General features: G+C 66.1%; 14 protein-coding genes, 1 pseudogene and 1 riboswitch. Of the genes and pseudogenes, 6 read left to right on the top strand and 9 right to left on the bottom strand.

Features of this window, described 5'->3' with window-relative positions:
* Positions 1 to 8 precede the first annotated feature (8 nt).
* The 4 genes and pseudogenes from ACN0S5_RS17465 to ACN0S5_RS17450 form a co-directional block, all read right to left on the bottom strand.
* Complete coding sequence (locus ACN0S5_RS17465) at positions 9 to 656, bottom strand: TetR/AcrR family transcriptional regulator (protein ID WP_417210022.1); 648 nt, start codon at positions 654 to 656, stop codon at positions 9 to 11.
* Positions 656 to 2,202 (bottom strand): annotated as a pseudogene (locus tag ACN0S5_RS17460) (trimethylamine methyltransferase family protein). Before ACN0S5_RS17460 ends, ACN0S5_RS17465 begins: the two are co-directional and overlap by 1 nt.
* Complete coding sequence (locus ACN0S5_RS17455) at positions 2,199 to 4,616, bottom strand: GcvT family protein (protein ID WP_417210021.1); 2,418 nt, start codon at positions 4,614 to 4,616, stop codon at positions 2,199 to 2,201. The pseudogene ACN0S5_RS17460 and the gene ACN0S5_RS17455 overlap by 4 nt, the downstream one beginning before the upstream one ends.
* 163 nt (positions 4,617 to 4,779) lie before the next feature.
* Entirely contained in the window at positions 4,780 to 6,459 is a 1,680-nt protein-coding gene (locus ACN0S5_RS17450; RefSeq protein WP_417210020.1) for a PIG-L family deacetylase, read from the bottom strand.
* 401 nt (positions 6,460 to 6,860) lie between these two features.
* Between ACN0S5_RS17450 and ACN0S5_RS17445 the strand changes: the two genes are divergently transcribed.
* A complete protein-coding gene (locus tag ACN0S5_RS17445) occupies positions 6,861 to 9,173 on the top strand; it encodes a mechanosensitive ion channel family protein (RefSeq protein WP_417210019.1) in 2,313 nt (770 codons plus the stop codon).
* 50 nt (positions 9,174 to 9,223) lie between these two features.
* On the opposite strand, the gene ACN0S5_RS17440 is transcribed toward ACN0S5_RS17445, so the two are convergent.
* A complete protein-coding gene (locus ACN0S5_RS17440; RefSeq protein WP_417210018.1) occupies positions 9,224 to 9,526 on the bottom strand; it encodes a hypothetical protein in 303 nt (100 codons plus the stop codon).
* A 117-nt stretch (positions 9,527 to 9,643) separates the two neighbouring features.
* Positions 9,644 to 9,848: riboswitch (cobalamin riboswitch) on the bottom strand.
* Positions 9,849 to 9,986: 138 nt separating this feature from the next.
* On the opposite strand from ACN0S5_RS17440, the gene ACN0S5_RS17435 reads away from it, so the two are divergent.
* Positions 9,987 to 11,201, top strand: a complete 1,215-nt coding sequence (locus ACN0S5_RS17435; RefSeq protein ID WP_417210017.1) for an NAD(P)/FAD-dependent oxidoreductase — start codon at positions 9,987 to 9,989, stop codon at positions 11,199 to 11,201.
* A gap of 43 nt (positions 11,202 to 11,244) precedes the next feature.
* On the opposite strand, the gene ACN0S5_RS17430 is transcribed toward ACN0S5_RS17435, so the two are convergent.
* A complete protein-coding gene (locus ACN0S5_RS17430) occupies positions 11,245 to 11,736 on the bottom strand; it encodes a MarR family winged helix-turn-helix transcriptional regulator (RefSeq protein WP_417210016.1) in 492 nt (163 codons plus the stop codon).
* Positions 11,737 to 11,953: 217 nt separating this feature from the next.
* On the opposite strand from ACN0S5_RS17430, the gene ACN0S5_RS17425 reads away from it, so the two are divergent.
* From ACN0S5_RS17425 to ACN0S5_RS17410, 4 genes are all read left to right on the top strand, one after another.
* Entirely contained in the window at positions 11,954 to 13,786 is a 1,833-nt protein-coding gene (locus ACN0S5_RS17425; protein ID WP_417210015.1) for a feruloyl-CoA synthase, read from the top strand.
* Complete coding sequence (locus ACN0S5_RS17420) at positions 13,783 to 15,378, top strand: acyl-CoA dehydrogenase family protein (protein WP_417210014.1); 1,596 nt, start codon at positions 13,783 to 13,785, stop codon at positions 15,376 to 15,378. The genes ACN0S5_RS17425 and ACN0S5_RS17420 overlap by 4 nt, the downstream gene beginning before the upstream one ends.
* Before the next feature lie 134 nt (positions 15,379 to 15,512).
* Positions 15,513 to 16,856 (top strand): efflux RND transporter periplasmic adaptor subunit, encoded by a 1,344-nt coding sequence (locus ACN0S5_RS17415; RefSeq protein WP_417210013.1) that lies wholly within the window; start codon positions 15,513 to 15,515, stop codon positions 16,854 to 16,856.
* A complete protein-coding gene (locus tag ACN0S5_RS17410; protein WP_417210012.1) occupies positions 16,853 to 19,996 on the top strand; it encodes an efflux RND transporter permease subunit in 3,144 nt (1,047 codons plus the stop codon). Before ACN0S5_RS17415 ends, ACN0S5_RS17410 begins: the two co-directional genes overlap by 4 nt.
* A 23-nt stretch (positions 19,997 to 20,019) precedes the next feature.
* Here ACN0S5_RS17410 and ACN0S5_RS17405 read toward each other — a convergent pair whose 3' ends face one another.
* From ACN0S5_RS17405 to ACN0S5_RS17395, 3 genes are all read right to left on the bottom strand, one after another.
* A complete protein-coding gene (locus ACN0S5_RS17405) occupies positions 20,020 to 20,394 on the bottom strand; it encodes a hypothetical protein (protein ID WP_417210011.1) in 375 nt (124 codons plus the stop codon).
* 129 nt (positions 20,395 to 20,523) lie between these two features.
* Positions 20,524 to 20,859 carry a hypothetical protein gene (locus tag ACN0S5_RS17400; RefSeq protein ID WP_417210010.1) on the bottom strand — a complete coding sequence of 112 codons (336 nt, stop codon included), beginning with the start codon at positions 20,857 to 20,859 and terminating at the stop codon, positions 20,524 to 20,526.
* Positions 20,856 to 22,850: an ATP-binding protein gene (locus tag ACN0S5_RS17395; RefSeq protein WP_417210009.1), complete on the bottom strand. Its 1,995-nt coding sequence runs from the start codon at positions 22,848 to 22,850 to the stop codon at positions 20,856 to 20,858. Before ACN0S5_RS17395 ends, ACN0S5_RS17400 begins: the two co-directional genes overlap by 4 nt.
* Between the last annotated feature and the right edge of the window lie 21 nt (positions 22,851 to 22,871).

Below are 22,871 nucleotides of genomic sequence, written 5' to 3'. Positions count from 1 at the left end.
TCTGCCTGTCAGATAGGGCGCGTGTGTCCGCCTGCAACGCCCCGCGCGTAACGTTTGAAGTCTTCGACCTCTTCCTTGGACGGAACCACGCCCGTGAAGCAATACAAATAGCCCTCAACCCGGCTTAGCCGTTCTTCGACGGTCTCGGACAATTCCAGCGCGTAGTAGCCGATCTGCTGATAATACAGCACGCGGGCGCGGATGTCGGCTTCTGCCGGGTCATAGCCGTGGCGGGCGAACATCCGTGCCAGCGCCTGCTGGCGGGCTGTGTCGGACCGGTCGATCACGCCGCGCACGCGGGCATCGCGCCGCGCCCATTCGCGCACCGCAAAGTCCAGTTGATGATTGAACCCCTCAGGATCGACCACGCAGCGAAAGAAATTGTTGAGCGCGGCGGTGATCGTCGGCGCGGGCAGCGCGGCATGGGCGATCATGACGCCGGTGTTGGTGCGCTCCCACTCCGCCAGCAGTTGGTCCAGCAGATCCTGACGGCTTTGGAAATACCAGTAGAACGAGGAGCGTGACACGCCCAGGCGGGTGCCGATGGTCTGCACCTTGACCGACTGCACACCGTCCGAAACCAGCAGCTCCATCGCGGTGCGCAGCCAGTCGGCGCGCGTCACCTTGATATTGCCGGGGAGGTCGTCTTCGGCCATCAGTCGGCGGGCGGCGCGCCGCCCTCCTGCGTGCGTGTAGCGATAAAGCCATCCAGCGCCGCCAGACGGTCGCCGGTGGCATTGGCGGGCGCGCGGTGATCGGACAGGATCTGTTGCCAGAGGTCCAGCGCCCGGTCGTTGGCGTCCCGCGCGCCGCGTTCCGTCCATGTGCCAAAATTGGTCCAGTCCGCCACCAGCGGTTCATAAAAGGCGGTGGCGTAGCGGTCCATGGTATGCGCGCAGCCAAAGAAATGCCCGCCCGGCTGCACCTCTGCCAGCGCGTCAAAGCCGATGTCCGCGTCCTCGGCCGGGGTGGCGGCGCAGAGTTCGGCCATGACCTGCACCATCTCCATATCGGTGATGAGCTTTTCGTAAGAGACGGTCAGTCCGCCCTCGATCCAGCCTGCCGCGTGGATGATGATGCTGGCCCCGACAGCAGCGCCCCCCAAGCGCTGATCTCTGTCTCATGCGCGGCCTGCGCGTCGTTGGTGTTGGCGGCGCATCCGGCGGCGTTGCGCCACGGCAGACCGACCAGCCGCGCCAGTTGCCCGGCGGCAAGGCTGGCCTTGACCTGTTCCGGCGTGCCAAAGGCGGGCGCGCCGCTTTTCATGTCGACGTTGGACGCAAAAGCCCCGTAGCAGACCGGCGCGCCGGGGTTGGCAAGCTGGGTGAGGGTGATCCCGGCCAGCGCCTCCGCATGGGAGAGGGTGATCGCCCCGGCCACCGTGACCGGCGCCATGGCCCCCATCAGGCAAAACGGCGTGACGACAGAGACCTGCCCGTGGCGGGCAAAGTCGATCAGCCCCTGCGCCATGGGAATGTCGATCTGGCGCGGCGAGTTTGTGTTGATGATCGTATAGCAATGCGGGTTTTGCATGAACTGATCGTCCGACAGCCCGCGAAAACCCGCGATCATCTCAAACCCGTCGCGGACCTGCGCCGTGCCACGCGAGAACACAAAAGGCACCTTGTCCGAGATACTGAGCTGCATCCGGGTAAAGGCGTAGTGGCGCAGATGGACGGGAATGTCCTGCGGCTCTACCCCCGGTGACAGCATCTGGATGGCGTCGAAATGCTGAACGATCCTGGTCAGTTCCTGAACGTCGCGCAAGGTGCCGGGACGGCGACCGCGCAACATGTCGGAACAGTTCGGCGCCCCTGCCCCGGACTGGAACGCAAGGCTGCCTAACTGCATGTCAATATGTCGGTCCGGCGCGCCGCCGTGCAGGGTGAACTGACGCGGGGCGGAGGCCAGCGCGGCAGTAACAATATCGCGCCCGATGTGGACCATCTGGCTGTCGTCATCGACGCGCGCGCCCGCCTGTGCAAACAGCCTGCGGGCCTCGGGCAGCAGCACCTTGATGCCCAGTTCCTCCAGCACCCTTAAAGAGGTGTCGTGGATCGCGGCAACGCGGTCTTCGGAAAAGACGGTTTGCGGCGTGAAAGGGTTCTTCAACTGGCGATAGTTGACGTGGCGTTTGGCGGTGGGGGTGTCGCCGCCGCGTTTGCGGCGACGACGGCCGGTGTTTTCCGCCAGCGTGCTCATGACGCCGCGCCCGACTTTGCGCGCATGGCCTTGCCCGCCGGGTCATAGGGTGAGGGCGCGATCACGCGGGCCGGACATTCGACGCCGACCACATGCACGGACAGGTTTGTGCCCTCTGCCGCCGCATCGGTCCGGACCATCGCCAAGGCGTAGGATTTTCCCAATGTGTGCCCGTATCCGCCCGAAGTGACAAAGCCGACCTTTGCGCCGTCTTTCCAGACCGGTTCATACCCGCTGGCGTCGGCCTTCAGGCTGTCGACCTCCAGCGTCACCACCCGGCGCGCGGCCCCGGCCTCCCTTTCCGCCAGAGCCGCCTGTTTGCCGATGAAATCGGGTTTGTCCCAGTCGATCCAGCGGTCCATGCCGGTCTCACCGGGCGTATACCCTTGGGTGAATTCCGCCGACCAGATGCCAAAGGATTTCTCCAGCCGCAGCGACAGCATGGCGTTGAAGCCGTATTCGCGGATGTCCTGATCGGCCCCCGCCTCCAGCAGCAGTTCGCGCAGCTTGATATGGTCGCCGTAGCGGACGTTGATCTCGTACCCCAGTTCACCCGCCACCGACATGCGCGCGACGCGCGCCCGGAACAGACCCACATCCAGCGCCGCGCAGCCCATGAACGGCAGGTCGCCCGCGCGCTCGCAGACCTTGTCGATCACGGAGCGCGAGCGCGGCCCGGTCAGGGCAAAACCACAGACCTCTTCGCCCAGATCGCGGACCTGCACGCCGTCGTCGATGTGATCCTCAAACCAACGCATGTGCCATGCGCGCAGGTAGTAGCTGCCCATGATCCACCATGTGCCATCGCCCCAGTTGAACACGGTAAGATCGCCCTTCAGCCGCCCGCCCGGTTCCAGCATCGGGGCGAGTTTTGCCCGCCCCGGCGCAGGCAGTTTCGAGGCCATGATGCGGTCCAGCCAGCCTTCGGCGTTCGGGCCGGACACCTCAAACCGCGAAAAGCCGGTGATGTCGATCAGGCCCACCTTGTCGCGCACATGGCGGCATTCCGCGCCCACGATGTCAAAGGCATTGGAGCGTTTGAGCGTCGGTGTCTCCTCAAACCCCTTGGGGGCAAAATACAGCGGCACCTCTAAATCCCAGCTGACGCCCCATTTGCAGCCCGCATCGGACATGGCCGAATAGGCCGGCGCAGTTTTCAACGGGCGACCAGCGGGCAGTTGTTCGTTCGGGTAGGTCATCACGAAACGGCGCGAATAGAACTGCCCGGTGGTTTCCTTGATATAGCGTTTGTTCTGCGCGTAATCTCCATAGCGCGCCACGTCCATCGACCATGCGTCGGCCTCTGGTTCGCCGTGGATCATCCATTCGGCCAGTGTTTTGCCGACGCCGCCGCCCTGTAGGAACCCGGCCATGACCGCGCAGGCCGACCAGTAACCGCGCTTGCCCCGCACCGGGCCAACCAGCGGGTTGCCATCGGGGGAAAAGGTAAAGGCGCCGTTGACCCAAGTCTTGATGCCGACGTTTTCCAGCGCGGGATAGCGTTCATAGGCGCAGATCAACTCCTTTTCGATGCGGTCGGTCTGTTCCTGAAACAGCTCCATCCCGTAATCCCACGGCGCGCCGTCCATCGCCCAGTGTTCGTGGTCGACCTCATAGATACCCACCAAAAGGCCGTTCTGGTCCTGCCGCGTGTAGGTGAACCCCTCAAGGTCGACGGTCATCGGCACCTCGAAATCGAGGGCCGCGATGTCCGGCACGGTGTCGGTGATGAAGTAATGGTGTTTCAGCGGCGACAGGGGCAGGTCGATCCCCGCCATGCGGCCGACCTGCTTGGCCCACAGGCCAGCAGCGTTGACCACATGTTCACAGGTGATCGTGCCCTTGTCCGTCACCACTTTCCAGCCATCCCCGGTCTGTTCCAGCGCCTGAACCCTGGTGTGTTCGTGGACCGTGGCCCCGCGCTTTTTCGCGGCACCTGCGTAGGCGTGAACGGTGCCGGTGGTGTCCAGATAGCCCTCACGGTCGGCCCACATGGCACCAAGGATGCCGTCGGTCGACATGATCGGACAGCGTTTTTGCGCCTCTTCCGGCGTCAGCAGTTCGCAATCCTCGATGCCGATGGACTGAAACACCCGGTAGGCCGATTGCAGCCATTCCCAGCGGTCGGGCGTGCCCGCCAGCGTCAGACCGCCGGTCATGTGCAGGCCGATGTTCTGACCGGATTCCTTTTCGATCTCTGGCAGCAGGTCGATGGTATAGGCCTGTAGCGCGGCCATGTTCGGGTCCGCGTTCAGCGCGTGGATGCCGCCCGCCGCATGCCACGACGACCCCGCCGTCAGGACCGCGCGTTCCAGCAGGCAGACATCGCGCCAGCCCAGTTTCGCAAGGTGATAGAGTACAGACGCGCCGACAACGCCCCCGCCGATGACGACCACGCGGTAATGAGTGTTCATGTCCGACCCTCTCTGGCTTCGCTGTTTGAAGGCAGGCTAGGGGGCGCTTTCAAAGAGCACTAGACAGAAATGTCCAGAACATGATCCAAAGGCGACATGGCAAAGCCCCCGCCGCCGTCAGGGCCGGGTGAATTCCGGGGTGTCTGCCGGGGTGTCCGGGCGGTCAGACCACATCAACTGGGTCGTCGAGCGGGTCTTCTTCGTCCACCGAGGCGAGCGTTTCCCAATGTGCGGCGCTCGACAGCATCAATTGCTCATACAATCCACCAGATCCGAAAGGATCACCGGACGGGGCGGGCGGTGGGTCAACAGGCGGCGGGTCAACGGGGTCCGGTGTCGGGTCGATGGGATCGGTCGGCCCCGGTGTCGGGTTGGGCAGAGCGCCCCATTTCCCGGCATTCCCGGCAAGGAACTGGGCATAGGCCCCGTTCGGGCCGAAAGCGCCGCCGCCCGATGGAACGGGGTCAACCGGATCAGGGTCTACTGGGTCTGGATCCACCGGATCGGGATCGACAGGCTCGGGGTCAACCGGGTCCGGGTCAACTGGCTCGGGGTCAACCGGATCAGGGTCAACCGGATCAGGGTCAACTGGCTCAGGGTCCTCTTCGGGCAAGGGGCCGTCTATGCGTTCACCGTCAACGATGTGGTATTGTTCGGTCACGTATTCGCGCAGTACCCAGTCGGTATAGGGTTCGCGCAGCGCGCCGGTTTCGTCTGTCACCAGCGGATCATAGGCGGCGTAGGTCTCGAACACACCTGTCACAAGCGCGACCTCATCCGGGGTCAGGTTCTCTTCTCCGGCCCAACTGATGTAGCCGGTGAAATGCGTCACCGTCACGTCCTCGCCGTACAGCGGCAGAGCCGCCTCGGCGAGCTCGGTGGTGTGGACGTGGTCGCTGTGCTCGATCTCGCTGGTGTCGTCCTGCAACAGGATGTCGTCGGGCATGTGCCGGGTCATGATCGCGCCCAGCACCTTGGTCAGATCCTCGGTGGTGTAGGTCGTCAGACCGTCCACCGTGGTGATCCGGTCGGCCTCGCCCTCCAGCAACCGCTCCAGACTGCCAAAGCCATAGGTGTCGGTGCCGCCGCCGTCGATCCCGTCCGGCGTGCGCAGGAAATACAGCCGCACCTGCGGATCATCGGCAAGATAGCTGCTTTGCACCTCCCAGGCGACGCCATCCACGTCCAGCGTCACGGTCTCATCCACCCAGTCCGCCGGATCGGCGCCCGCCATCTGGGCATAGGCGGCCTTGGCCCCCATTTCGCGCGCTTCCCAATAGCCGGCATCGTCCCCGGCGTCGCCCGAGGTCAGGTAAACCGTGGTCATCGGGCCGCCATCGGCGATGGTCTCGGCCACATGCGGGTTCATGAACAACAGGTCATCGTCGGGATGCGCGACAATCGCCATGTCACCGCCGGCCATGGCCGGGCTGATCGGCTCTACGGTGAGGTCGATCACCGTGGCGTCGTTTGGCGTCGCCGGTCCGCGCAGGTCATCGACCGGCAGCGCCAAAGGCACCTCGGCGGGCCTCTCCGCCAGCAGCGTGTCATCCTTGAACAACGCCATGACGCCGTTTTCGTCGATCACGGCGGCAAAGCTGGCGGTTTCACCGGACACCAGCGCCTCATCGGCCACCAGCCGGTACACCGACCCGCCCTGCACAAGTTCGAAATACAGATCGTGACTGGCCCCAAGCTGGCCAAGGGTCAGGCGCGCCGCGCCCCCCTCTGCGCCCAGCGCAACCAACGGCTGCGACGGCCCCGTGCCCAGCCCGTCATACTGCACCGCGACGTCAATCCGCAGCGGGCCTGTGAAGGTTCCGGTCGGCGCTGGCAGCGTCATCGCAGGTTGTCCCTTTTTCCGGGGCGGATCGCATCCACCGGGAGCTCATACGTCGATCATGGGGCCTATTCGCCCCGAAGTTGCCACAAAACTGCGTTACTCGAATGGGCGCAGCCTATACAGACCTGTTCGCATTCTGGTGGCGATTTCGGGCACATTTGGGAAACACTCTGTTCAGGGGTGCGACCTTGGCCGGAAAAGGCCTGTTTTCAACCGCTTGGAACAATTATTGCCGGTATCGGCCCGTGCCGGAAAAGTGGTCAATTCGCAACAAATTGGCCCCGGACCCGCCTCCTGGTCCGACCGAATCGGACAAAAACGAGGGCCACGCCCGGCGCAGGGTGCTTGAAGCGGCGCGCATTGCACCTAAGCTGCGCCGAACCCCTGACGAGGACATGCCGATGCCTCTGGACCTGCGCCGGATACCGCTGTTGATACTGATACTGGGCCTGTGCGCCGCCCTGCCCCGCCATGGTGCGGCGCAGGACGGCTGGCCCGGTGACTGGCAAACCTATTGGTCCGCCGGAGAGGCCTTTGTCCTTCTGGAACAGCGCGGAGAGGCGGTCTATGGCACCTATCAACCCGGCGACGGGCGGATCACCGGCACCACGCAGGACGGTATTCTGCGCGGCCTCTGGCAAGAGGCGGGGGAAAGCGGCGATTTCATTTTTGTGCTGTCTCAGGATGGCCAAAGCTTTGCCGGACGTTTCGGCACCGGCGACTGGTGGAACGGCCACCGCGCCGGGATCGCCCAGCAGCAACGCCCCGACTGGTGGAGCGGGGCAACCCCTCAGGCGACCCTGCGCAGCATTCTCGCCGCGGGCAACGACGCGCAATATCATGGCCGCGAGGGTCAGGTCCGCTGGATCGAGCCGCTGCTGGCCTATGACGGACCCGATGGCGATTCTTCGGATCATGACCGGCGGCGGCGCGCGCTTTGGCATATCCTCGACATTTCCACCTTTCGGCTGTGGGATGCGCCGGTGCCCGCAGACGAGGCAGAGCCGGGCACCGAGCTGCGCTTTGAGATCGGCCCCGCCGGGTCGGGCACGACGTACCAGTTGAAATTCCGGCTGGACGACGCGGACCTTTGGCGGCTTGTGGTGCCGCCCGGCCCGATCCTTCAGGCCGATCTGGCCCGGCTGATCCGGGCGCGCGGACATGAGACACTGGACGAGCTGGAAAAGGCGCGGGCCGGGTCGCCGCGCATGGTGATGATGGACTTTATCCTTGGGTCCAAGGATTGGGATGGCGCGGGCGGCGCGCGGGCCTTGCGCGCGCTGGACCTTGACCACGTGCCGCGCCAGTTGCGCCGCGCCGAGGGCGCGCTGATGGCCGACTATCTCAAGCGGACCCTCGACAGGATCGGCTTTATCTACTGGCAAGAAATCCCGGACGATCCCGCGCGGCCGCTGCCCTATCCCTATTACCGGCATCCGATGGGCAAGATCACCATCGCGCCGACCGAAATCCGGGACGAGGACGGCCGCCCGGTCGAGCGGCTCTGGCGGTTCTCGCGCGAGACGATTGAGGCGCTGCCCGCGCTGTACGAAACGTTGGAGCGGATGCCGCTGGCCCCCGGTCTGAGCGCGCCGCCGCCGCTGTCGCAGTATTTCGCCACGCGGCAGGCGGTTCTTGAATGGTCCGGATGGCTGCAACGCCGTGTCTTGGGTCTGGAGATCTGGCAATGGATCGGGCTGGCCGGCTATCTGCTGGTGATGGCCGTCATGCTGGCACTGGCATGGCGCGTGGTGCGGGCGTTGGCATCCGGCAGCGGGGTCCTGGCCAACATTGTCGCGCAACTGGCCGGACCGGCGGGGTTGTTGCTGGCGGCGCTGCTGTTTCTGGATGCCAGCGAGCGGCTGGGGCTGGCGCTGCGCGCCTTCGGCCCGGTGTCGGCGCTGTCGGCGGTGCTGTTGATCCTGTCCATGGCGGCGCTGGCCTATCGGACCGTATCGCTGATCTTTGGCGGGCTGATGACACAGGCAGAGCGCACCTCGGCCTTTACGGATGAAATTGTCCTGTCCCTTGCGCAGGGGCTGCTGAAACTGCTGATCATCCTCGGGGCGCTGATCGCCTGCGCGGATGTTGTCGGCCTGCCCTACGAGGGCGTGTTGACCGGGCTGGGCATCGGCGGCGTCGCGGTGGCCTTTGCCGCACGCGAGACGGTGGCGAACATCATCGGCGGCGCGATCCTGCTGTCGGACCGTCCCTTTCGCAAAGGCGACATGATCGAGGCGGCGGGGACATTGGCGGTGATCGAAACGGTCGGCCTGCGGTCGACCCGGCTGCGGACACTGGACGATACGCTGATGATCATGCCCAATGCGCAACTGTCCGATCAGGTGATCTCGAACTGGGGCAGTCGTCGGCGGCGCAAGATAAAGATGCAGATCCAGCTGACCTACGACACCCCGCGTGACCATCTGGCGCGGTTTGTCGAGCGGCTGAAAGAGGTCTATCGCAATCAGCCGGACGCCGACACCGACAACGTCACCATTGGTATCACCTCGCTGGGGCCGCAGAGCATCGACATCGAATTGTGGGGCCATTTCAAGGTGTTCACCTACGACGCGCAGGTTGCCGCGCAACAGGCGCTGATCCTCGACATCCTTGCACTGGCCGAAGAGATCGGCGTCGCCTTTGCGTTTCCCACACGGACGGTGCATCTGGTGCGGCCCACCCCCGAGACGGGTCAGGACGCCCCGGCCTGACGCGCGCCCCGTGTGGTTCGGCGGGCGGGGGCGCCCCCGCCCGGCGGGCGTCACAGCAACAGCCGCCGCCGCCGCGCCCCGCCGCGCCGCTGCGCGCGTGGCAGCGTCAGGTCCAGCGCCCGCAGCGGCTGCCGGAGCGATGCGTCCAGCAGCGCGCAAAAGACCGCCACCGCCGGATCGGTCCGGGCGAAGGGCTGTGCGCGCCGCCATGCGCGCGCCGCCTCGGCCTCATAGCTGGCACATCCGGGCAAGCCGCCCAGCCATTGCATGTAGCCCATGCAGCCCAGTTCATGCGCCCGTTCCGGCGTTTCGGCCCGGCATTGCAACTGGGTCAGGATTAGTTCGATCGACATCGCGCCCTCCGCGCAAGGGGCGGGTTGCAGATCGGATCAGCGATGTCAGCAGGCGGTAACGCGCCATGGGTCCTCGCATCTCCGGAGCACCCCGCCCGGTTTCAGTGAAAACGGACCCAAGACGGGCCCGGCGATGGCAGGTCTCCTGACTTGCGGGTCAAGGCACAGTCCCGAACCTTCCCGGACCGATGGCCCAGTGGTGTTTACGGGATGGCTCGCCGCTTACAGTTGCGGGGGCAGTCACGGACTTGGGGGCCTGCCCCGCACCGTATTCCCTATTCGACCACGCCGGGGCGCGGTCACCATCGCCGCCAGAGTGGCGCAGGCCAACGCCCCGGTCAAGCGGTCCGCGCGCCGCAGGGATATGGTAAACCGCGCCCGCCTTGGCTATGCAGACTCACACCCCGGCGGTATTGCGCGCCGGGGGATCACCCCTGCCCGAGGATGGAGCGTTCGCCACATGGCCACCCTGCAATTTCCCTCAGCGCCCACCAAAACGGCCTATGACGTCATCATCATCGGCGGCGCGATCATGGGATCGGCGACCGCGTGGTTCCTGACCGAAAACCCGGATTTCGACGGCTCTGTTCTGGTGGTGGAACGCGACCCCAGCTATGCCATGTGCTCGACCGCGCACACCTATTCCTGCATCCGGCAACAGTTTTCCGACCCGCTGAACGTGCGCATCTCACAGTTCACCGCCGCGTTTATCAAGGACCTGCCGGACCGCATCGGCGATGCCCGCGCGCCGCGTCTGTCGGTGCAGAATTTCGGCTATCTCTACCTTGCGGACAATCCGCGCTTTGCGGATGAATTGCGGGTCAACGCGCGGATGCAGCGGAGCGTCGGGGCCGAGACGGAACTGCTGACCCCGGACGATATCGCCGCGCGCTATCCGTTTTACGCGCTGGACGACATCCTGCTGGGGTCGATCAACACCAAGGACGAAGGGTACTGGGACGGCGGCACCCTGTTCGACTGGTTGCGCCGGTCGGCGCGCAGCCGGGGCGTCGAGTATATCGGCAACGAGGTGGTGGCCATGACCCGCGACGGCGCGCGCGTGGCCTCAGTCACGCTGGCCTCGGGTGAGGTCATCGCCTGCGGCCATGTGGTCAACGCCTCCGGACCGCGCGCCGCACGCACGGCGGCGATGGCGGGGATCGCCCTGCCGGTGGAACCGCGCCGCCGCTTCAACTGGGTCTATACGGCGGAAAAGCCGCTGGACCGCGCGCTGCCGCTGACCATCGACCCCTCGGGCGTGCACACCCGGCAGGACGGACCGACCACCTATATGGCCGGGGCCGCCCCCGCCGAGGATCTGCCGGTCGATCCGGACGATTTTCGCATGGATCACGACCGCTGGCAGGATCACGTCTGGCCGATCATCGCCACCCGCATCCCACAGTTCGAGGCGATCCGCGTCGTCACCGAATGGGTGGGGCACTACGCCTATAACACGCTGGATCAGAACGCCATCGTGGGGCCGCATCCAGAGGTGGACAACCTGCTGTTCCAGAACGGCTTTTCCGGCCACGGGTTGCAACAAGCCCCGGCCATGGGGCGGGCCATCGCGGAATTGATCACCCACGGCGGGTTCCGCAGTCTCGACCTGACGCCGATGCGGTTCGACCGGATCCTGAGCGAACGGCGGGCGGTGGAAACGGCGGTGATATAGGCGCGGATGGCAGCGCCGGACCACCCCGACCGGCCCGGACGCATCACCGGTCCGTCCCTGTCCGGCCTCCGTCCAGCGCCACGCCCAGCATCTTGCGCAAGAGCCGTTTCAGTTCCGCGGCTTCGGCGCGGTCCAGAGCCCGCGCATCCCGCGACTCGTGGTCGGCGAAGGTTGGCATCAAGGCCCTGACCCGCGCCTCTCCCTCCGGGGTCAGGCGCAGTTCCATGGCGCGCTTGTCGTCTTCGGGGACGCGGCGGGTGATCAGGCCGTCGGCCTCCATCTGGCGCACCATCTTGGTCATATGCGCCCGCTTGATGCTGAGCGCGCGGGCCAGCAACCCCTGCCGGATACCGGGGTTTTCATGGAGCACCATCAGCACCGAGATCTCTCCGGGTCTGACCTCTTCGCCCTCGAAGGTGCGAAAGAAATCGGCAAAGCTTTGCAACTGCGCCAGTCGCAGCAGAAAGCCCAGAGAATCCGACAGGCGGCCATAACGCACGGCGGTTTCGGTCGCGTTTTCAGAGACTTCACTCATGGCACTGGCCCCTCCGCATGGCGTGTGCCGCAGTCCGGACGGCCGGTCCGCCGGACCGCTCTGCATCGCTGACCTGACATCCGGTTCCGTGCATCCGCCCTCGGTGTTTCGCTGTTTGCGATATCATTATTGTTTCCTAGTAGACAATTTATCCGATTCGAGTCAAGTTCAGCACCGACATGGGGGGCAATCCGCCTCCGGTCATGGAGGAGGAAACATGGCCAATACCGAACGGCTCGTCGCATTCTGGGACCCGGAGCTGAACATCACAAGACGTCCCGACGGCACCATCCTGCTGTCGCAGGCCGCGCCGCTGGCGCCCTATCCACGCTGCATCACCGACAGTTTTGCCCATTGGGCCGCAACCACACCCGAGGTCGACTGGATCGCCCAGCGCGGCCCCAACCGGGAATGGCAGACCTTGCGCTATGGCGAGGCGTTTGACCGCATCCGGTCCATCGGCGCGGCGCTGGTGGCGCTGGGGCTGGGACCGGACCGCCCGGTGCTGATCCTGTCGGGCAATTCCAACGCCCACGCGCTGATGGCGCTGGGGGCGCAGCATGTCGGCGTGCCCTCCGCCGCGCTGGCCCCGGCCTATGCGCTGTCCGGCGGCGACTACGCCAAGCTGCGTGACATTGCCGGGCAGTTGACGCCCGGCCTAATCTTTGCCGAGGACGCCACGCCCTTTGCCGCCGCGATCACAGAGGTTTTTGGCACCGCTATCCCGGTGGCGTCCCTGCGTGGCAGCGTACCGGGCTGCGCCATGCACGCTTTTGAGGCGCTCAGCACCACCGCCCACAGCGCCGGGATGGAGGCCGCCAACGCCGCGATCACCGCTGACACGGTGGCCAAGTTCCTGTTCACCTCCGGCACCACCGGCACCCCCAAGGCGGTGATCCAGACGCAAGGGATGCTGTGCTCCAACCAGCAGATCGTCCGGCAGGCCTGGCCCTTTCTGACGCAGACGCCTCCCGTGGTCGTCGACTGGGCACCGTGGAACCACACCGCCTCTGGCAACAAGGTGTTCAACATGGTGCTGTGCAATGGCGGCACCTACTACATCGACGATGGCCGCCCCACACCGGACGGGATCGGGCGCACGATCGAAACCCTGCGCGAGGTCTCTCCGACATGGTATTTCAACGTGCCGCTGGGCTACCAGATGTTGCTGGACGCGTTTGAGACAGACGCCAAACTGCGCGAGACCTTTTTCGCGCGGTTGCAGATGATGTTCTACGCCGGGGCCGGCATGAGCCAGCCGGTCTGGGACCGTCTGACCCGTGTCGCGGACCAGATGGTGCCGGGCGGCGTGCTGCTGACCACCGGCTTTGGCGCGACAGAGACCGGCCCCTTTGCGCTGATCAATTGCGACCGGCAGGAGACCGCTGGCAACCTCGGCCTGCCCGCCCATGGGGTGACGGTCAAACTGGTGCCGCAGGGCGACAAGCTGGAGGCGCGGATCAAGAGCCCGTCGATCACGCCGGGCTATTGGCGCAACCCCGATCTGACGGCAGAGGCGTTTGACGACGAAGGCTTTTATTGCTTTGGCGATGCGTTCCGGTTCGCCGACCCGGACGACCCCGCCAAGGGGCTGCTGTTCGACGGGCGGCTGGCCGAGAATTTCAAGCTGGCCTCGGGCACTTGGGTCGCTGTCGGGCCGCTGCGCGGCAAGCTGGTCGACGATCTGGGCGGGATCGCCACCGATTGTGTGATCGCGGGCGAAGGCCATACCGACCTGGGCGCGTTGGTGGTGCCAGACCGGGCCGCCCTGCGCGAGATCGCGGGCGCGGATCTGGACGGTGAGGCGCTGTTGACCCACCCGGCGGTGCGCGCCGCCGCCGCGTCCCGGCTGTCGGCCCACGCCAGCCGGGCCACCGGCTCTGCCAGCCGCGTCAAACGCATGATGTTCCTGTCGGTGCCGCTGGATTTCAACAAGGGTGAGGTGACGGACAAAGGCTCGATCAATCAACGCGCGGTGCTGCGCCACCGGGCGGACCTTGTCGCCGCGCTGTGGGGGGAAGACCCCCGCGTGATCACGGTGACGTCATGACGCCAGAGCTGTTGGCGCAGATCCTGTCCCGCACACCGGGCTGGGCCGCGCAATCGACCGCTGCCGGGCTGGATGACACCGCCGTGACGCAGATCCTTGCCGAGACGTTCAAGCTGGCCGAAGAGACGCTGACGCCGCTGGCCGCGCGGGCCGACGCCGAGGGGTGCCGGATCGACAAGGGCCGGGTGCGCACGCCAGAGGGCTATGGCGCGGCCTATCGCGCGCTGGGGGACGGCGGTTGGCTGGCCGCCGACCTGCCCGGCGATCTGGGTGGCCTGGGCCTGCCGCTGGCGCTGCACGTTGCCGCCGCCCTGCCGATGGAGGGGGCCGCCCTGCCCTTTATGATGCTGCCGGGATCAAGCCGCGCAGCCGCCTTTTGCCTTGCGGCCAACGCGCCGGATCTGGCCGCCGAATGGTGCCCCCGGCTGGCGGACGGCACATGGGCCGCGACCATCTGCATCTCGGAGCCCGACGCCGGATCGGACGTGGGCCGCATCCGCACCAAGGCCCGCCCCGAGGGCGACGGCTGGCGCATCTCCGGCACCAAATGCTGGATCAGTTTCGGCGATCAGGACATGACCGACCGCATCGGCCACCTGTTGCTGGCGCGTACCGGCGACCCGGCAGAGGGGACGCGCGGGCTGTCACTGTTCCTTGTGCCCAATGTCACCGGCGACGGCGCGACCAATGGCATCCATGTTGAGCGGATCGAGGAAAAGCTGGGGCTGCATGGCTCTCCGACCTGTGTGCTGCGGTTCGAGGATGCGGCAGGTACGATGATCGGCGCGCCGGGGCGCGGGTTGCCCGCATTGTTCACCATGATCGAGCGGATGCGCCTGCAAGTGGGCACCCAAGGTGCGGGTGTCGCCGCCAGTTGCGCGCGCCTTGCCCGCGCTTACGCGCAGGACCGGCGACAGGGCGGCGACCCGGCGGCGCCCGCCGTTCCCCTCACCGCGCATCCCGATGTGGACCGGCAATTGCTGCTGATGGAGGCCCGCGCCCTGCTGCTGGCCGCGCTGGTGCTGGACACCGCCTGCACGCTGGACGCCGCCAAGGCGGGCAGCGATCGGGCGGCGGCGCTGGCCCCGGTGCTGTTGCCGCTGGCCAAGACCTTTGGCGGCGAGTTGGGTCAGGACAACGCCAGCGCGGCGATTCAGGTGCTGGGCGGGGCGGGCTATACCCGCGAATGGCCCGCCGAGCGGCATTTCCGCGACGTGCGCATCGCCACGATCTACGAAGGGACAACCGGGATGCAGGCGCAGGATCTGGTGCTGCGTCGCCTGCTCAAGGACAACCGCGCGCTTGACGCCTTTGCCGACACTGTGCCCGACGACCGCTCCGTCACCCCGCTGCTGGCGCGTTTCGCGGATCTGATCGGGCGGCTGAAGGTGGCGGATACCAAGGCGCGTCTCTATGCTGCCGATGCGGTCCTGCGCGCGGCGTGGTGCGTCCAGAGCGCCGTGCTGGCCGTTCGGTTGCAAGGGCTGTCCGTGCAGGCCGACCGGGCGCTGAACCTGTGGCTGTCGCAATGCCCCGCACAGATGGCGCAGGCCGAGGCCGGGGTGGACTGGGCGCTGGCGCAAGATCGCTGAGGGCGGCAATTCGACCTTTGCCCTTGGCCAAAACGGCTGGCATGGATTGCGCGACGGAAATTGCCGCCCGATGCGTATAACCCCGGTCGCATGTTGCCGGGGGTCCGTCCCGAGCCAGACTGGAGCCTTGACCGATGAATTTGAAACCCCTGCTTGTGCTGCCGCCCCTCGCGCTTGGTGTGGCCGGTTTCATGTGGATGACCAGCGGTCAGGACAGCCAGCCGCAAACGCGCGAGGAGGCCCGGCTTGCCGTTCGGGTGATGACGGTCAAGGCGGGGGCCCTGCCCTTGTCCGCCACCGGCTATGGTCGGGTCGCGGCGATGCACAGCTGGACAGCGGTGACGCAGGTGGACGGCCGGATTCTGGACCTTGTCGGCGATCTGGCAGAGGGCACTCTGGTCGAGGAAAACACCCTGCTGGTGCAGATCGACAAGACCGATTTCGATCTGGCGATCCAGAAATCGCGTGCCAATATCGCCGCCGCAGAGGCCGCGCTGACGGAACTGGACCGCGAAGAGGAAAACGCGCGCCGCCTGCTGGCGCTGGAGGAAAGCATCCGCGTCGTGGCGCAGGCGGAATTCGACCGGGTCCGTGACCTTGTGGACCGGGGCACCAGCACTGCGGCCTCGCTTGATACGGCGCGCAAAGCCCTGTTGGCGCAGGAAAACGCGGTCACGCAACTGTCCAACACGCTGGACCTATACCCGGCGCGGCGCGCCTCTGCCGAGGCGACGCTGGCGGTGCGGCAGGCCGAACTGGCCGAGGCCGAACGGGCGCTGGACAACACCACCATGACGGCCCCGTTCCGGGGGCGCGTGGCCGAGGCGAATGTCGAGGTCGGCCAGTTCGTCCGCACCGGAGAGCAACTGCTGACGCTGGATGCCATCGACGCGGTCGAGGTCGTGGCCTCGTTCCAGCCGCAGGTGCTGGGCTCTGTGGTGCAGACATCGCTGGGCCAGAGCATCGCCGAAACCACAGAAATCGACGCGACAAAGGTGGTGGACCTGCTCAAGCAGTCCGGCGTGACCGCCAGCGTGCGGCTGGATCTGGCCGGGGGCGCGGCGCGTTATCCGGCGGACATCATCCGGTTCCGGGGGACCATCGACAGCGAGACCGGCACCATCGGCATCGCGGTCCGCGTCGACGACCCGTTTCTGGCCGGAGGACCGGCCCGGCGGCCCCCGCTGAACGTCGGCGGCTTTGTGTCCGTGGTGCTGGAGGCGACATCACCGGAGGACGCCATCGCCATTCCGCGCACGGCGGTTCATCAGGCCGATGACGGCACCCCCTTTGTCTATGTCGCCGATGCCGACGACCGGCTGGCGATCACGCCGGTTGTGTTGGGCCCGGTCGCGGACGCGCGCATTCTGGTACGCGACGGGCTGGTCGCGGGGGACCGTCTGGTCCTGTCCGCGCCGCGTCCACCGATAGCGGGCATGGCGCTTAGCCCGGTCGACGTGGACGGAGAACCCAAATGATCTCCTACTTTGTGCGCCACCCGGTGGCGGCCAACCTGCTGATGGCGCTGATCTGCATTCTGGGCATTTCTGTCATCAGCACTATCGAACGCGAAACCTTCCCCGAGTTCACCTCGGACAGCGTTGCCGTCTCTGTCGCCTATCCCGGCGCATCGGCGCTGGACGTGGACGAAGAGGTCTGCGGCCCGCTGGAGGACGCGCTGACCGGCCTGTCCGGGCTTGCCGACTTCCAATGTCTGTCCATCGATGGACGCGCCGCCGCCACGGCGGAACTGGAGGAAGGTGGCGACATCATCCAGTTTTTCAACGACGTGTTTTCCGCCGTCTCGGGCATTGGCGACTTTCCCGACGACGCCAATACTCCGGCGGTCGAGGTCGCCTCGCGCAGCGATCTGGTGGCGATGATCGCCATTTCCGGGATCACCGGCAAAGAGGGGCTGATCGCCTATGCGGACGAATTGGCCGACACCCTGCTGGCCTTGCAGGGGGTGGCCGACGCCACCGTGTCGGGCATCACCGGGCGCGAGTTGCAGGTGACCTTTGACCAGCAGGCGCTGCGCCGCTTCGGCCTGTCCAGCCGCGATCTGGTCAATGCCATCGAGGCGCGCAGCCTGCGCCAGCCGCTGGGCAGCGCGGATCTCAGCGAGTCGAGCGTGATCCTGCGCTATGTCGGGGCCAGCCGCACCGTTGCCGATCTCGAAGACCTGATCGTGATCGAAAACGCCGATGGCGGGCTGGTGCGCCTGTCCGATCTGGCAAGCGTCAAACTGGTGGACAGCGACGAGAACCGGCAAAGCTATATCAACGGCGTGCAGACGGCGATCATCTCGATCTCCAAATCCGCCGACGAGGACAGCATCCGCGTCTATGAACGGGTCGATGCGGTTCTACAGGCAGAACGCGCCACATGGCCCGATCCGTTTGAAATCACCGTGATCAACAACATGACAGAGCTGATCGAGGAACGGCTGACGCTGATCCTGCAAAACATCGGCATGGGGCTGGTGCTGGTCTTTGTGACCATGTGGCTGTTCTTTTCGCTGCGCGAGGCGTTGTGGATTTCCGCCGCCCTGCCGGTGTCCTTTCTGGGCGGGCTCTTTGTCATGAGCGTGCTGGGCATCACCATCAACATGATCACCCTGATCGCCCTGCTGATGGCCGTGGGTCTGATCATGGACGACAGCATCGTGATCGCCGAGAACATCGACAAATGGCGTCGCCGCGTCCCCCCGCTGGAGGCCGCCGCGCGCGGCACGATGGAGGTTCTGCCGGGCGTATTGTCCTCTTTCCTGACCACCGCCTGCGTTTTTGGCCCGCTGATGTTCCTGTCCGGCGAGATGGGTCAGATCCTCAAGTTCATTCCGATGGTTCTGCTGATCACCCTGTCCCTGTCGCTGATCGAGGGGTTCCTGCTGCTGCCCAACCACCTCAGCCACGTGGGTCAGGTCGATCCCGACGCCCATGAGACCCGCCCCGCCGCCCGCGCGCTGGACTGGTTCAAGGAGCGGCTGGTGATGCCGCTGGCGTCGGCCCTTGTGCGGCTGCGTTACCTGACGTTCGGGTCCGTGATCGCCGCGCTGATCCTGTCGATCGGGCTGATTGCGTCTGGCCAAATCAAGGTGATCGGTTTTCCGGCGACAGAAAGCGATACGGTGGTCACGCGGGTGTCGCTGACCTCTGGCATCGCGCGAGAGCGCACCGTGGCAACGGTGGACCAGCTGTTGCGCGGCTTGGAACAGGTGAACGCGCAATTGACCCCCGGCACCGAAGGCGGCGCGCCGCTGGTCGAGCGGGTGCTGGTGCAATACGCCGTCAACGCCGATGTGTCGGACAATGGGTCGAACACCGCGACGATCACCGTCGACCTGCTGGAAAGCTCCTTGCGGAACGTGCTGGCCGACGACGTGCTGGAGGCTTGGCGCGTGGCCGCAGGCCCGCTGCCCGACATTGTCCAGATCAGTTTTTCGCAGGCCGAGACCGGCCCCGGCGGGCAGGATCTGGATGTCGAACTGCTGGGCCGCGATCTGGGGGAACTGGAAGAGGCCTCGGGGGTGCTGCTGACCAAACTGCTGGCCCGCGATGACGTGACAGAGGCCTTTCAGGACCTCTATGGCGGCCGCGACGAGGTACAGATCCGGCTGAACAACTACGGCTATTCCATCGGGTTGACGCCGCAATCCCTGTCCGCCCAGTTGCGCGACGCCTTTGAGGGGTCCGAGACCGACAGTTTCCGCCTTGGGGCCAGCGACCGGACGGTACGGGTGCAACTGGCCGATACCGTCGCCAGCCTGACAGAGCTGGAGCGGTTTCCCATCGTTCTGGCGGGCGGTGTCCTGACCAGCCTGTCCACGGTGGCGGACCTGACGCATTCGGCGGGCTACCCCACCGTGACGCGCAAGAACGGCATGGCCGTGGCGCGCATTCAGGGCAAGATCGACCGCAGCGTCACCACCTCGACCGCCATTTCCAAGGTTGTGCTGGATGAGCTTGCGCCGCAACTGGCCGAGGCGTTCCCCGGCGTCCGGATCAAGATCGGGGGTGCCACGGAAGAACAGCAGCAATCGCAATCCTCGATGATGTCGGCGCTGTTGCTGGGGCTGGTCGGGGTCTACTTGGTGCTGGCCTTTCAGTTCCGGTCCTACAGCCTGCCGGTGGTGGTCATGTTGTCGATCCCCTTTGCGCTGATCGGCACCATTCTAGGGCATTGGGGGCTTGGCATGGATATCTCGATGCCCAGCCTGATCGGCTTTGCCTCGCTGGCGGGGATCGTGGTGAACAACGCGATCCTGTTCCTGACCTTCTTCCAGACGCACCTGACGGACGACGACTATGTCTCGGCCTCGCTGAACGCGGTCCGGGATCGGTTCCGGCCTATCCTGCTGTCGACCTCGACCACCTTCATGGGGCTGATCCCGATCATTCTGGACAACAGCCCGCAGGTGCAGACGCTGGTGCCCTTGGTGGTGTCCGTGGCCTTTGGCCTTGTGGCGTCGATGGTGCTGGTGGTGCTGGTGTTCCCCTCTGTCCTGTCGATCTATTTCGACGTGGTCAGCGTGCGGAAATGGATCGGGCAGTTTGACGAGGACGGCGTAGCCTCCCCGACCAAGGCAGCAACCAAGGTGGCGGCCACATCGCCCTGAGCCGGGGCGACCCCGTGCCAAGGTCAGTCGGCCCGGTCGAATGTCACCGCGGTCTGCCCCTGCCGGTCGGTCCAGATCAGCCGCGTGGCCGAGACGAGGGTCAGCAGATTGCCGTCCCGGTCCCGGAACACGCCGGGGGCCACCAGACGGAACGTCACCGGCGACGAGGCATAGCTGTGCCGTTGCAGCGTGATCATGTCCGGCGTGACCATCTGCACGGTCTCGACCAGCGGCGGGCCGTCGCGCCACTGACCGACATAGGTGCCGCTGACAAGCGCCGCTTGAGGACCGTCAGCCCCCCGCCATGGGCCATCGGGCGGGTCGGCTTGCGACCTCTCGGGGGCAAGGTTCAACACCAGCAGGATCGCGCAGCAACGGGCAATGGCATGAGGGGGCATGGGGGCAATCCTGTGCAACGCCGGGTGCGGTGCCCCGGCAGACGGCCTCAAGGATAGCGCCGGGTCATCACGCCCCGAATGGGGGTGATCCCCCAATTCCCTGATGGGTTTTGCGCGCTCCCCGGCCCCTCAGTTGCCCGCGCGAAAGCCGGTGTCGGCGCGCCGCAACTCTCCGGGAGTGGCCAGACCGTTGCGGTCTGCATCCACCCTTCGGAATGCAAGCCGGTAGGCCCCGAAGGTGCGAATGGTGATCGCCGTGGACTGCCCCCCGGCGGCCATCTGCCGGACAAACACCCGGAATTCGGCAAAGCTCAACAGCCCGTCACGGTTGGCATCCGCACGGGTGAAGGCCTGCACCTCCAGCGGGGTGACGGCCCCCGCGCCCGGCACGGTGGTCTGGGCGTTGCCGCCCGCAGCGGGCCACAGGGCGGTGCACAGCAGAATAACGCTGGCGGGTCGCATCATGTATCCGTCTCCCTTGGCATCCGTAGGGAAAACACCGTGCCCGCCCCCGGATGGGACACAACCGTCAGGTCAAGCCCGTTCTGCGCCGCAAGCTGGTGACAGATGGCAAGGCCCAGCCCGTGCCCGGTGCTGTCCGCACCCGATTGCCAGGCTTGCCGGGTCCGGTCCAGATCCTCTGGACCCATGCCGGGGCCGGTGTCCAGCACCTGTAGGCACAGGTGATCGCGGCCCCTGCGGACACCGACAAGCACCCGCCCCTGATCGGTATATTTCACCGCGTTGGACACAAGGTTCGACAGAATACGCATCAGGTGCAGGGGCGGGACGCGCACCTGCGCCGAACTTGCGACGATGCGCAGGTCCAGCCCCTTGGCCCGCGCCTCATCGGCAAACATCTGGCCGACGGCCTCCTGCACCAGCGACACCGGATAGGGTTCGGTTTCATCGGCCGAGTCCTGCCGGGGTGTGCCCTGAACCTCTGCAAGGGCCTCATCCCTTGCCGCGTCCAGTTGGCGCGCGGTCAACGTCTGGATATAATCAAAAGCCTCTTGCAGTTGGGCCTGCGTCTCTTGCGGCGCGTCGCGCGCCATGCCCTCGATCGACAGGCGCAACGCGCCCAGCGGCTGGCGGATATCGTGGGACATGCCCGCCATCTGCAACCTGCGGTGATCCGCAAGTTCGCGCATGCGGGCATGGTTCCGCTCTGCCGCCAGCAGATCGCGCGCGGTCGCCGCCTCTTTGCGGGTGGCGGCCATTTCGCGGGCCAACGCCGCGGCATGGGCGCGCCGCATGTCGATCAGGCCCGCCGACAGGCTGGCCATGATCCCGACGGCCAGCGTGGCGTAGGTGCCCTTGATCGCCCACGGGATCGACAGCGCCCCGACCGGGCTGCGCGCAATGGCCAGCACAACGACGCCGCCCAGCCCGATCAGCGCAATCACCGGGATCAGCCGCGACAACCGGCGCGACAGCTCGCCCAACCTGTCCCAGTGAAAGACCGCAAAAACCTGCGCCACCAGCATCCCCGCCAGCAGGACATAGGCCGCCGTCGCCATGACCTCTACCGGCAGCACAAAAACCAGACCGATGGCGGCCAGCGTCCCCCCCGCCAGCACCACAAGGGGCCGCCTGACGCCGGGCGCACCGCCAAAACGGCTCAGCGACAGCGCCGCGCTGTAGAAACCCAGCGCGGTGAGGACCAGCAGAAAGGCGATGCCGAACGGCAGATGAAATTCGGGGCGCGCGGGGTACAGCCAGCGGAACAGGAAGTTGTCCAGATAGGCGACAAACCCCAGCCCCAGCAGCAAAAGCGCCGCATAGGTCACGCCGACACTGTCCCGCATCAACGCGCTGAACACCGCGAAGATGATCAGACAGGACAGCAGGAAGGCGTAGAAGGCGGCCAGCGCCAGACCGCTGGCAAAGGCCTGCGCCCGCACCGCCTCGCCGCGCTCAAGGCGCAGGTCCAGCGACTCGACCGCGCCGTGGACCATGCGCACCACCAGCAGCGCCCGCTCTTCGGGGCGCAGCGTGAACGGGGCGCTGACCAGCCGGGTGACGGCGTAGTCACCGGGCGCAAAAGGGCGGCGGATGTCATGCGCCAGCAACTGTTCGGTTTCGGCACCCAGCCGGATCAGAACCACGTCCAGCGCGATCAGCCCGTCAATGTCCGAAGCCAGCACCCAGTCGTCCGGCGGCCGCCCGTCGCGGGGTGCGCCGCTCTGGAGTTCGACCAGCCCCCACAGCGGTTGATAGGGCCGCACCCCGGCGGCGCTGTCAGCAAAGGAGGCCGACAGCTTGCCATCGGAAAACCGCTGCGCCAGATCGCCGAGGGTATCGCCCACGTCGGGGGCAAAGCGCATCTGCCCGCCGTTCAGGTCCACCGGGCCATCGGGATCAAGGACCAGCACGGGCGGCGGCTCTGCCCAAGGGGCCGACGCGGCGAACAGAACCATCGAACAGGACAGGAAAAATGCTATGACTGTCCGCAAGACATCCTCTCCATGCGTCCC

This window comes from Antarctobacter sp., assembly GCF_048262615.1.
Lineage (GTDB): Bacteria > Pseudomonadota > Alphaproteobacteria > Rhodobacterales > Rhodobacteraceae > Antarctobacter.
The sequence above is the reverse complement of the archived record's forward strand: the minus strand, read 5'-3'. Positions and strand labels throughout refer to the sequence as shown.